The 13,068-nt window shown below is 61.0% G+C and carries 6 protein-coding genes; 3 read left to right on the top strand and 3 right to left on the bottom strand.

The genetic code is table 11. The features are described 5' to 3' along the window. Positions 1-8: 8 nt before the first annotated feature. Complete coding sequence (locus H4W29_RS30235; RefSeq protein WP_192732437.1) at positions 9-1,193, bottom strand: GTP-binding protein; 1,185 nt, start codon at positions 1,191-1,193, stop codon at positions 9-11. Positions 1,194-1,284: 91 nt separating this feature from the next. Then, entirely contained in the window at positions 1,285-6,450 is a 5,166-nt protein-coding gene (locus H4W29_RS30230; protein WP_192732436.1) for a DUF4082 domain-containing protein, read from the bottom strand. A gap of 746 nt (positions 6,451-7,196) precedes the next feature. Between H4W29_RS30230 and H4W29_RS30225 the strand changes: the two genes are divergently transcribed. The 3 genes from H4W29_RS30225 to H4W29_RS30215 all read left to right on the top strand — a co-directional run bounded on the left by H4W29_RS30225 (position 7,197) and on the right by H4W29_RS30215 (position 11,970). Then, complete coding sequence (locus H4W29_RS30225; protein WP_192732859.1) at positions 7,197-9,056, top strand: TPR end-of-group domain-containing protein; 1,860 nt, start codon at positions 7,197-7,199, stop codon at positions 9,054-9,056. A 223-nt stretch (positions 9,057-9,279) separates the two neighbouring features. Beyond that, positions 9,280-11,007: a ubiquinone-dependent pyruvate dehydrogenase gene (gene poxB, locus H4W29_RS30220; protein WP_192732435.1), complete on the top strand. Its 1,728-nt coding sequence runs from the start codon at positions 9,280-9,282 to the stop codon at positions 11,005-11,007. A 129-nt stretch (positions 11,008-11,136) separates the two neighbouring features. Beyond that, positions 11,137-11,970 (top strand): inositol monophosphatase family protein, encoded by an 834-nt coding sequence (locus H4W29_RS30215; protein WP_192732434.1) that lies wholly within the window; start codon positions 11,137-11,139, stop codon positions 11,968-11,970. Positions 11,971-11,976: 6 nt separating this feature from the next. Here the strand turns inward: H4W29_RS30215 and H4W29_RS30210 are convergent, their stop codons facing one another. After that, entirely contained in the window at positions 11,977-13,056 is a 1,080-nt protein-coding gene (locus H4W29_RS30210) for an ABC transporter ATP-binding protein (RefSeq protein WP_192732433.1), read from the bottom strand. Positions 13,057-13,068: the final 12 nt, after the last annotated feature.

Raw genomic sequence — 13,068 nt, 5'->3', positions numbered from 1 at the left:
GCTTTCGCCTACCAGGCCGGGAACGGATCTTCGAGAGCCGCCCAGTCGCGCGGATCGGCGCTGGCGAGGCAATCGTCCAATGCGGTGCGCACACCCGTCTCGTCCATTCCAACGCCAATGAACACCAGTTCCTGCCGGCGATCGCCCCAGGCGCTGTCCCACCGGCTCTGCAGGTGCTGATGAAACTGCTGATGGCTCGGCCAGTCCTGCCGGGGAACGGCTGCCCACCAGAGCCCCATGGGTTCGCAGCGTCGCTGCACGCCTGCAGCCGACATCAGGCCCACGTGACGCGGGCGTGTGGCAAGCCAGAAATGGCCCTTGGCGCGAAGCACTCCCGGCCAGGGCTCGTCCAGGAATGCACGAAATCGCTTAGGGTCGAAGGGGCGTCTCGTGCGGTAGACAAAGCTCGATACCCCATATTCCTCCGTCTCGGGGACATGTTCGCCCGGGCTGTACAATTCTTTGTGCCACAAGGGATGCGCGGCCGCCTTTTCTTCATCGAAGAGGCCAGTATTGAGAACGGTTGCCAGAGAAACCTTGCCGAGATCCGTCTCCACCTGACGCGCATCCGGGTTGAGAGACGCAACTATCTTGCGGATCTCCGCGCGGACCTCTTCAGTCGCATCCGAGCTCTTGTTGATCACGACAACATCGGCAAACTCGATCTGGTCGACCAGCAGGTCGATGAGGGTGCGCCGGTCCTCACCGTCCCGTTGCAAGCCGCGATCGGCAAGCAGATCGGCGCTACTGTAGTCGGCTAACAGGTTTGCAGCATCTACCACCGTGACCATCGTGTCGAGTCTGGCAAAATCAGAAAGCGAAACGCCGTTTTCATCGCAGAAGGAAAATGTCGCCGCGATGGGGCGCGGCTCGGCAATGCCGGTACCCTCGATCAACAGATAGTCGTATCGTCCTTCTTCGGCCAGTCGCCGCACTTCCGTCAGCAGGTCATTGCGCAGGGTGCAGCATATGCAGCCATTGCTGAGCTCGACCAATGTCTCCGTCGTATGCGACAGGTTGCAGCCGCCGTCTCGAATGAGGCTCGCATCTATGTTCACTTCACTCATGTCGTTGACGATGACGGCAACCCGCAAACCATCACGATTGTTCAGGACGTGACTGAGAAGCGTCGTCTTGCCAGCCCCGAGAAAACCGGCGAGCACGGTCACCGGAAGCCGCTCGATCCTGTTCATCGGCATTCCCTGGATATGGACACCGAAAGCGGTTGGCGTTTGCGTCGCATAAGCCTCATTCGAATCCTGTTCCTAACCTCCTTGCGATGGCTCATGCGGCGAGCTGCGGGCGGAAGATCACATCGGCATAGTAATTCGCTGAATCATAGGTATTGCTCGGGAAGAGCCCCGTCGTGGCGGAGCCGCCATAGGCGTAGACGCCGTTGCCGCCGGCCGCAGCACTGGACTGGGCGGTCAGCGGACCATTTGTCACGGCATTGTTGAAGAAGGCGTCTGTCGCCACATAGGCACCGGTCGTGTGATAGGAGGCGACATAGGTGGTATTGGCGGTGATGGTGACCGGTGTTGTAAAGTTCACCGTCTGCCAGCCGCTCGCCGTGGTGTTGGTGAAGGTGGCGCTGGCGAGCTTGGTGCCCGTGGACGTCCAGAGGTCGACGACGTTCTGTCCGTTGTCGTTGGCACTGCGATAGAACTTGATGGCGGTAATGTCACCGGCAACGTTCGCCTGGAACTTGACCCCGAGCTCGAGCTGCTGGCCATCATTGAGGTTCGTCTGGGTCGGCGTGCTGGAGGCGGAAAACAGGCTGTAGGTCGTCGGCGCCGCCGACACAGCGATATTGAAGGTCTCGTTGGCCGCAAGGCCACCGAGATCGGTCGCCGTTACCTTGACGCCATAGGTGCCTGCTGTCGTCGGAGTACCACTGAACGTCCGGGTCGTGGCGTTGAAGGCCAGCCAGGCGGGCAATGCCGTGCCATCGGCAGCCGTTGCCGTGTAGGTCAGCGTCTCGCCGCTGTCGACATCGCTGAAGGTCGTGGTCGGCAGCGTGAAGGAGAAGGCCGAGCCGGTGGTGGCGTTCTGGGTCGCCGTCTGGACGGCCAGCACCGGGGCGTCGTTGGCACCATGGATGGTGATGGTGAGGTTTGCCGTGGCGGTGGCACCGGCAGTGTCGCGCATCGTATAGCTGAAGACATCGCTCAGCGTATTGGTCGACTGGCGCAGCGCCTGCACGGCGGCATTGGTCTCGTTGACGGCATAACTATAGGCACCCGATGCGTTGAGCACGAGACTGCCGTAAGTGCCGCTCAGCGCCGAACCGAGCGTGCCTGATGTCGCCCCGAAGACCACGGCCGTCACCGTCTTGGTGTCACCGGCATCCGGATCGGTGTCGTTGGTCAGCACATTGCCGCTCGCAACCACCCCACCCGAACCATTGGCAACGCCACCCTTCTCCGTCGCATCACCCGCATCGGCAACCGCCGTCGGTACCGTGTTGCCGGGCGTCGATACAGCGATATTGAAGGTCTCGTTGGCGGCGAGGCCGCCAAGATCGGTCGCGGTTACCTTGACGCCATAGGTCCCGCCTGTCGTCGGAGTACCACTGAACGTCCGCGTCGAGGCATTGAAGCTCAGCCAGGCAGGCAATGCCGTGCCATCGGAAGCCGTTGCCGAATAGGTCAGCGTCTCGCCGCTGTCGACATCGCTGAAGGTCGTGGTCGGCAGCGTGAAGGAGAAGGCCGAGCCGGTGGTGGCGTTCTGGGTCGCCGTCTGGACGGCCAGCACCGGCGCATCATTAGCACCGTGGATGGTGATGGTCAGGTTGGCCGTGGCGGTGGCACCGGCAGTGTCGCGCATCGTATAGCTGAAGACATCGCTCAGCGTATTGGTCGACTGGCGCAGCGCCTGCACGGCGGCATTGGTCTCGTTGACGGCATAACTATAGGCACCCGATGCGTTGAGCACGAGACTGCCGTAAGTGCCGCTCAGCGCCGAACCGAGCGTGCCCGACGTCGAGCCGAAGACCACGGCCGTCACCGTCTTGGTGTCACCGGCATCCGGATCGGTGTCGTTGGTCAGCACGTTACCACTGGCAACCACACCGCCCGAACCGTTCGCCACCCCACCCTTCTCGGTCGCGTCGCCCGCATCGGCAACTGCCGTCGGCACCGTGTTGGAGCCCGGCGTGGTGAACATCACATCGACCCAGTAGTTGGTCTGCTCGAAGGTGCTCGTGGGGAACAGGCTGGTGCTACCATAGCGGTAGACGCCATTGCCGCTGGCCGGCGCCGTTAGCGGGCCACTCGTCACATTGGAGGTGAAATAGTTGGCAGTTGTCGAATAGTGGCCGGTATTCGTATGGTAGGACGCCGTGTAGGTCTGCCCAGCCGTCAAGGCCACCGGGCTCGAAAAATAGGCCGTCTGCCAGCCGCTGGCAGTTTCGTTCGTGAAGGTGAGAGTCGCGATCCGCGTACCCGTACTCGACCAGAGTGAACCGGTATGCGTGCCGGTATCCTGGCTGCCCTTATAGAAACGAATGCCAGTGACGGTGCCGGCCACGGAGGTCTGGAATTTGACCCCGAGCTCGACGGCCGACGTGTCGCCGGTATTGACGACCGCTGGCGTCGCCGAACCGAAGAGAGAGGTGTAGCTCGGCCCGCTGACGGTGACCGTGCGTCCCGCCGAGGGTGTCTCAAGGTTGATGCTGTCGTCGACAGCCCGTGACCTGATCGTATAGCTGCCCGCGACCTGCGGCGACCATGTATATGTCCAGTTCTCATCGCCCGTCGCCGGATGCCAGCTCGCCCCATTGTCGGTCGAGACCTCGACGCCGGCAATGACCCCGCCGCCCGTGTCAGTGGCGGTACCTGTAATCGTGACCGTGGAGCCAACGGTCGCCGTTGATGGCGCGGTGATGATGGAAGTCGGTGCGACATGATCGGTGGAGCCCGTCGCGGCGACAAGGCCGGACTGTAGCGTCCCGGGCTGAATGCCCATGTCGGCAAGCAGATTGACCATTGCCTGCTGCACGCGGGGATCGGTCGGGGTCGCCTCATTATCGTGGTTGTTGCTTAAGCCCCATGTCCAGTAGACAGTACCGGCGCCGAATACCAGCGCACCGCTCGGCGCACGATAGAGCGTCAGATTGTGGGTCGAGGTCGCATTGCCGGTCGTGTTTCCGTAATCGAGCAAGTAGGTGCTGACCGGAAGCGTCGTCGACGACAGCTTGACGAGGCCGGCCGGATCGAAGCCGTTGTCAACCGCTTCGTCCCATTCGTAACCAAGATAGTTCTTGGTTAGTGTTGCCGTCTGGCCGGGCTGAAGATTGGCAACGCTCGTATCGCGCCAGAAGCGCAGGTTGGCGTCGTCATAGGGAATAGTGATCGCCTGGAGATTGCTGCCGACATCATCGACCTTGAACAACTGCCCGGTCAGTGAGTTTTCCGGGTTTCCGCCGCCGACAGCGGGTGGGCTGAGGCGCGGATCGCGGAACGTGCCCGTCCATTCGTTGGAAGGGTCGATGCTGGCACTGGGCGACCATGTCTCCTTGTAGGAAATAAGGGTCCGATAAGGCGTGCCGTCGGCGCTGTAGGCATTGCCCCAACGGGTGCGCCAATAGACCTCGTTACCGCTCCAGAACATCAGGTTGACGCCCGCATCGCGCGCGGCTTCGACATTGGTTCTCTGCTGTCCAGACCAGTATTCATCATGCCCGGCATCAACATAGGTCTTATGATTGAGCAACAGGCTGCCATAGCGGTCGACGTCGACACCCGACAGGTACGAAACATCATAGCCGTTCTGCTCAAGCCAGTAGATGCCCGCATATTCGGCGCCGAACAGATAGTCCTGCGGACCGGCAAAAGTGCCAACCCCGCCGCGGGTCGCAATCGGCCTGTTGTAACTGACCGCATAGGCGCGGCCAGCGCCCTGCCCCGTCGCCGGACCGTTGCCGCCATAGAAGTTTGCGCCACCCCAGCCATTATAGGCCTGCCAGGTCTGGTCAGCGGTCTGGAAGACGATGTCGCTATGGCTGTCGTCGTCGCGCACGATGAACGGGATATGATTTTCGCCGAAGGTGCCATCCTGCCGCACAAGCTTGGCGATATAGACGCCCGAGACAGCATCGTCAGGTACGGTCCACGAAGCCGAAACTGCCCAGTTACCGGCATCCACGGTGCCGGTCGTGGCATTGCGCAACGGATTGGGTTGATTCTGCACGCCGGTGTGCTGAATGGTCTTGACCTTGCGCGCGCCCATGCCGCCATAATAGCCGAGGCGGTAGATATCGATCCGGTAGTTGTTGGAATCGGTGTCGATCTTGAAGCTGATCGTCTTGCCGTTATCGACGCTGATGTCAGTCGCAAATCCCTCGATATTGGAGCTACCGGCGCCAACGATGCCCCACTCGCTTTCCGGGTTGCCCGGCAGCAGGTTTTCCTCCACGACCTTGTTGGCGGGCGTCGCGACCGCCGTCGCGGCCAGATTTTGCGTCGTCACCGACCGCTGCGTGATCGGCGGTGTGGTGACCGAGCCGGAAAGTTCGCCGACGCCCTTGGTGCCGGTTGCCGTTCCCATTTCTCCGCCGCCGGGCAACGATCCGTTCAAGTTCGTCGAATCCGTCCAGCTTGCGGTCCCGCGCCAGCCCGAGAGCGGGGATAAGTCGCGATCGAGAAGCGGGTCGCTGACCGAGGCGCTGATGGCCCGCTTGATCGTCGCGACATAGTCCGGCCCTTCGGTCAGCCTGGTCCCCGGCAATTGACCGTCCTGTTGAAGCAGGCCGCCGCCATGGGCCCAATCGAGAATCCGCGTGGGGGATGTGAAGTAGCCACAGCCGCAGACACCAAAGGGCATGCCAAATGCCAATGAATTCGATCCGCCGTGGTGTGCAGCAGCCGCTGCCGATGGGCTCGATTCGAGAATGACCACCTTGCCGGAGTGAGCGCGCCCGCCTGCTACGGCGGAGGAACCTTGCCCTGATACTGTCGGTGCGGGGTTCTGCGGCAGATACGGGGCCAGGGGATCCTCGCCTATGCTGACAATTCCGGAATAGCTGCGATAAGGGGGCAAGACAGCGCCGCTCGCGTTCCGCCCGAAAGGTGCAAAAACCGGATCATGGGCCGACCGTACAGACGCAGCAGAATCTCCGCTTCCAACGCTCGTTTCGCGCGCCGCTGCGAAAGCGTCGGCCAAGGATGGAAACACGTGGTCGAGATCGCCTTGACCGTCTGCTGCGCTGACCGCGTCCACCCTCCGTTCAGTATCATGTCCGCCGAGTGCGGAGTTATCGTCAGGACTGCCGACAAGGGCGCTGCCCGTAGGTCCGCCCCCTGTCTGCACGGATGTCGCAAGTTGAGCACTATCCTCGAGCCGATCGGCGTTCTTATGAGGCTTTGCCTTTCGGCCGACACCCAACCACCGGGGAGCCCACGAATCCACCAATTGTGAGCGCGAAGCCCACCGGCGAGCGTTGCGATACATGGCGTGCCCTCTCGCGAAATTGCCAGGATCAAATCTATGTGGATCGTTCGATACGCGGACCTCCGATTATAATCGAAAAATGGACGAGTATATCCTACCCCTTTCGACCTACAGGCTGCATCCTTTCAGGCAAACGGGCCTTTACGTAGAAGGCGATTGCCTTTCGCGAGGCAACAGGCAGTACAATTGTCAGATCTGCTTCGCATCACGGACGGCTACCGGCACATCCCGCCAAACCTGCTGCTTTGCAGACGCAGTAAATGGCAATTAGTCGCTCTCGATTGCCAACTTCTCTTCACAGAATATTCTGTCGCTCTTCGGCAATGGGATCTCGAAACCTGACCTGCCGGGCAGCCGACAACCGCGCTTCGATGGAGCTCGGCTTTTGATGACGGCGACGTCGCAAGCTCTCAGAGGTGGGGAACGGGCCATGAAACCACGTCCCGAGGCCGGGTCGAACGCTCTGCGCCCGACCCCTTCCTCCGAGACGTATTCCAAAATCGATGCACGGCCTCAAAATCGAGCACCTCAGCAAGTCCGGGGGGTCTTTCCCATCCGAAAGAGCTATCATTTGACGCAATCTTCGCCCGTTCGGAGTATTGATGCTGCGCCGTAACGATATAGGCTCTGCGCCGCCGTGACAGCATGCCGAATCGAAAGATATCGGCTGCATGGGAGGGAGCCCTAGCGCGGTCAAAATCTGGAAAAAGCGAGACACTGACATGAGACAATCCATGGAGAGGATCATGGAGCGGCGATTGAGTGCCATCCTCGCTGCCGATGTGGTCGGTTACAGCCGGCTCATGGGCATGGACGAGACGGGCACGCTGCAGGCTTTGAACCGCCATCGCTGCGAACTGGTCGACATCCGCATATCCGATTACAAGGGCCGTATCGTCAAACTGACTGGCGACGGTATTCTGGCCGAGTTTCAGAGCGTCGTGAACGCCGTGGCCTGTGCCGCCGAAATTCAGCGCACCATGGCGGTGCGCAATGAAACCGTGACGAAGGAAGAGCGTGTCGAGTTCCGCATCGGCATCAATCTCGGCGATGTCGTCGTGGAGAATGACGATATTTTCGGCGACGGCGTCAACGTTGCCGCACGTCTGGAAGGTGTCGCTCCGGCCGGCGGCATCGCCGTATCGGCAATCGTGCGGGATCAGGTCGGCTCACGCCTCAATCTTGGCTTCGATTTTTTAGGTGAACACGTGTTCAAAAATATCCGCCAGCCGGTGCAGGTTTACACGGTTTCCTTCGAGAAGCCGAGTTCTGCCCGCCTCGTCGCGCAGAACCGCAACACCTGTTTCATCGCCGTCCTGCCCTTCACCAACATGAGCGGCGATGCCGATCAAGATTACTTCTCGGACGGCATCACCGAGGACATCATCACCGATCTTTCCAAGGTTTCCAGCCTGCATGTGGTGCCACGCAATACCGTTTTCACCTATAAGGGCACATCGGTGAAGGTGAAGCAGGTCGCCCAGGAGCTCGGAGTGCGTTACATGCTGGAAGGCAGTGTGCGCATCATCGGCACGCGGGTACGCATTTCCGGCCAGTTGATCGATACGATGAACGGCGATCATCTTTGGGCCGAACGCTATGACCGAGACCTCACCGATATCTTCGCCATCCAGGACGAGATCACCAACGCGATCGTCGGCCAATTGAAAGTGCGGCTGCTGCCGGAGGAGCGCAAGGCGATCGCCGCCGAGCCAACGGCCAATGTCGAAGCCTATACTTATTACCTGAGAGGCCGGCAGCTCTCCCATACCTGGACAAAATCTTATCTGCAGCTTGCCCGGCGCATGTTCTACAAGGCCGTAGAACTCGATCCGGACTATGGCCGCGCCTATGCAGGCATTGCCGATTGCGATGCGGCGATACGCGACTGGGCGCCTGGTGATGTGCCCCTGGAGCGCATCCTCGCCATGAGCGCCAAGGCCCTGGAACTTGATCCCGACCTTGCCGAGGCCCATGCCTCCCGCGGCCTGGCGCTGCATCAGAACGGCGAGGACGACGAGGCCACGGCATGCTTCGAACGCGCGCTTGCGCTCGATCCCAACCTCTATGAAGCAAATTTCCACTATGCCCGCATCTTCTTCATGCGCGGGAATTTCGCCGAGGCGGTGCACTATTTCACTCGGGCCGCCGAAATCCGCCCCGACGACTATGTTTCGCCGATCCATCTGATGTCCTCGTACCATTCTCTCGGACGGATGGCGGACCGGGAAAGCTGGGCGCGAAAAGGCATTGAAAGAGCCGAGCGCGCGCTCAATCAGAACCCGGAAAATTCCGGCCCCGCCCATCGCGGCGCGCTTGCACTTGCTCATCTCGGCGAAGCTGCGCGGGCCTGCGACTGGGCTGCACGGGCGAGCGCCATCGATCCCGATGATATCGTGGCCCAGTATAATCTCGCCTGCGTCCACTCCGTGCTCGGCCATGCGGAACGTGCGATCGATATCCTGGAGGGTTTGCTGCCCCGCAGCTCGGTCTACCACATCAAATGGTTCACCCATGACTCCGACCTGGACAATCTGCGCCGGCATCCGCGCTTCATGAAACTTATCGCGGAAGCGATGAGAGAACGGGAACGGATGGAAGCATAGGTCGCGGTAGAAGGAGGACGCCAACGGAGAGAGCCGAGCCTATGTTCTCGGCTGATAGGCAGCTCCCTAGGATATCGGCAAGCAGGTCTTTCATGGCCAGCGCCTATACCAAGGTCCAGTTGGGTGTCTCCACCACTCTGCTAATTCTCCGGGTTGAGAAGCTTAGAGCGAGGCCTAGCTTCCTTTTGCCATCAACTGAAACCCAAAGCCCGGGAGCCTTTCGATGAAGTCCAAGGTAGCTGATGTACTGACAGAAGTACTGCATTCGGCCGGAGTCAAACGCATATATGGCGTAGTCGGCGATAGCCTGAACGGGCTCACGGAAGCGCTGCGAAAGAGAGGCGACATCGAGTGGGTCCATACCCGCCATGAAGAGACAGCCGCTTTCGCGGCCGGGGCCGAAGCCCATCTCAGCGGCGAATTGGCCGTGTGCGCCGGAAGCTGCGGCCCGGGCAATCTCCACCTCATCAACGGCCTGTTCGACTGCCATCGCTCACGGGTCCCGGTCCTCGCCATTGCCGCCCAGATACCGTCGGCCGAAATCGGCAGGGGCTATTTCCAGGAAACACATCCGGATCAGCTTTTCCGGGAATGCAGCCACTATTGCGAGCTTGTCAGCCATCCCGAGCAATTGCCCGCAGTCATCGAAACGGCCATTCGCACCGCTATCGGAAAGCGCGGCGTTGCCGTCGTGGTCATTTCGGGCGACGTGGCATTGACCGATTTCACGGCGAAGATTTCGACACCAGCCGCACTCACACTGTCCCAGCCAAACATCGTGCCGACGAACGATCAGATCGATCGACTGTCGGAACTGCTTAACAACAGCTCGAAGGTTACCCTTCTGTGCGGACGTGGCTGCGAAGGCGCGCATGACGAGTTGATCGCTTTTGCGGATCGGCTGAGGGCGCCCGTTGTCCACGCGCTCGGCGGCAAGGAACATGTCGAGTGGGACAATCCGTTCGATGTCGGCATGACCGGTCTGATCGGTTTCTCTTCGGGTTACAAGGCCATGCTGGAGTGTGACACGCTTCTCATGCTCGGCACAGATTTCCCATACCGGCAGTTCTACCCAACCGACGCCAAGATCGTGCAGGTGGACATCCGACCGGAAAATCTCGGCCGCAGGGCCTCGCTGGATCTCGCAATCGTCGGCGACGTCAAATCGACACTGGCGGCGACGCTACCGAAGCTGAGGGAGCGAACCGACCGGGATCACCTCGATGCTTGCCTTGCCGCCTACAGGAAGGCTCGTGAGGGCCTCGACGACCTCGCCACCGGCCGAGAGGGCGGCAAGATTCATCCGCAATACGTGGCACGCCTTCTGAGCGAGCATGCGTCCGACGACGCCGTTTTCACCTTCGACGTCGGGACCCCCACGATCTGGGCTGCACGCTACCTGAAAATGAATGGAAAGCGTCGCCTGATCGGATCCCTGGTCCACGGCTCGATGGCCAACGCTCTTCCTCAGGCGATCGGGGCACAGGCAACGTACAAGGAACGCCAAATCATCAGCATGTCCGGCGATGGCGGCTTTGCCATGCTGATGGGCGACTTCCTGACGCTCGTTCAGCAGAACCTGCCGGTGAAGGTCGTCGTCTTCAACAATTCAGTTCTCGGATTCGTTGCGATGGAAATGAAGGCTTCGGGCTTCCTTGAGACCGGCACCGAACTCGAGAATCCGGATTTTGCGGCGGTTGCCCGCGCAGCCGGAGTACATGGCGTTCGCGTGGAAGATCCCGCCGAGCTTGACGGTGCCATCCGGGAAATCCTGGCGCATCCCGGCCCGGCATTGCTCGACGTCGTCACGAATACGCAGGAACTATCGATGCCGCCCAGGATCGAAGCAGCACAGGTGAAGGGTTTCGGTCTCTGGGCCATTCGCGCAGTGATGAACGGCCGTGGAGACGAACTCGTCGACCTGACGGTCTCGAATTTCCTGTCCCGGTAACCTCGGACGCATTCTCTTGAATTCGGCCGGCGCAGCACCGCAGCGGGCGCGCCGGTTTCATAAAAGCATCATGCGCATCTGCGATGGGAACACGACCTACCACCCTCAGTCATCACACGGACCCTCTTAATGACATTGACTTCGACTGCTGCGCGCCTGTCGCCGGCCGCCTCGCCCCGCCTTCTCGTGCTCGCCGAAACCGCCCTCAAGGCAGGCGAAACGGCGCGCAAGGCACTCAGACGACGCACGGCAGCCGAGATGATCCACAAGGCTGCCCGCGACTATCAGACCGAAATCGACGTCGCCGTCGAGCGCATCATCGTCGAGGAGATGACGAGCGCATTCCCGACCTATTCGATCAAAGGCGAGGAAGAGGTCGGTAACCGACAGGGCGGCGCGGATGCACCGGTTATCTATATCGACCCGATCGACGGCACGACCAATTTCGCCTGGGGCATCCCGCATTTCGGCATGACGATCTCGATCGCCGAGGCCGGCCGCGTCGTCGCAGGCGTCGTCTATGACGCCATGCAGGACGAGCTCTTCAGTGCAGAGGCCGGCGGCGGCGCCTGGCTGAACGGCGAGCAAATCCATTGCGCTGAGGTGGCCGATATCCAGAACGTGCTCGTTGGCGCCGGCCTGCCGATCCCCGGCCAGGTCAAGGCGGTCCCGGAAGAGCTTTATTTCGACGCCGTCAAGCGGCTGATGGCCAATACCGCTGGCGTGCGTCGGCTCGGTTCGGCAGCGCTTTCGATCGCCTATGTCGCCTGCGGCCGACTGGACGGCTTCTTCGAGGACGGCCTGTCGGTCCATGACTTCGGTGCCTCGGCACTCATGGTCGAGGAAGCAGGCGGTATCGTCACACGGTTTTCCGGCGCGGCTGTGACCGGCAAAGGCGACATCCTGGCAGCAAGCAAGCCACTCTATCCCTGGCTGCGGGAGGGTTTTCAGCCGAAAGCCTGAGACCGTTCAAGCCGTATGGAGCGGCTGCATTGGCGCAGCCGCCTGTGCGCCAGCCGACTGGTGGATCAGCGCATTGTCGCGGAAGGCGAAGAAGCCCGAGCATCTGGGGGCGACGGTCATCCCGGCCCGGATCATATCGCCCGGCGCAACCATCGCCTTCAGCCGGGTGCCATCGGCGAGATCGATATCGACGATCTTGTGCGTACCGAAGTCGGTGACGCGGTGGACGATTGCATCTGCCGGTCGGCTGCCCGGATGCACAGTCAGGGCTTCCGGGCGCATCGCAAGCATCACGGGACCATTTGCGACGGGAATGGAAAAACCGAAAAGCGGATGCGTGCAGATCCCATCCCGGATCTCGCTCTCAACGAAATTCATCGAGCCGATGAAGCCGGCGACGAAAGCCGTCTGCGGTTCGCGATAGATGACGCTCGGCGGCGCCACCTGCTCCGTACGGCCGTCGCGCATGACGACGATGCGGTCGGCAAGCGCCAGGGCTTCATCCTGACCGTGGGTGACGAACAATGTCGTGATGCCGAGCCGCTGCTGGATATCGCGCACTTCCTCACGCAGCCGCTCGCGCAGATGCTGGTCGAGACTGGCGAAGGGTTCATCGAGCAGCAGGATCTTGGGCTCGAGGACGAGCGAGCGGGCAAGTGCGACACGCTGCTGCTGGCCGCCGGAAAGCTGCGTCACCGCGCGCTTCCCGTAATCTGCGAGACCGACGAGAGCGAGGGCATTCTCGACGCGCTCTCGAATTTCGGTCTTCGGCAGCTGCCGCAGTTTGAGGCCGAAGGCGATGTTGTTGAAGACATCCATATGGGTCCAGAGCGCATGGCTCTGGAAGACCATGCCAGTTGGGCGCCGCTCCGGTGGCAGGGTCGTCACATCCTTTGCGTCGATGCGGATGCTGCCGCCGGTCGGCCGTTCAAAACCGCCGATCATACGCAGCAACGTCGATTTGCCGGAACCTGACGGGCCGAGCAGGCAGACGAGTTCCCCATCGCCGACCTCAAGCGAAAAATCGCTGACGGCGAAGGTATTGCCGAAGCTCTTCGAAACACCTTCGATCGCCAGATGTGCCATTGTTAAATCCTT

This window comes from Rhizobium viscosum, assembly GCF_014873945.1.
Taxonomy (GTDB): Bacteria; Pseudomonadota; Alphaproteobacteria; order Rhizobiales; family Rhizobiaceae; genus Rhizobium; species Rhizobium viscosum.
Note: the sequence above shows the minus strand (reverse complement) of the source record. Positions and strands in the feature narration are given on the sequence as shown.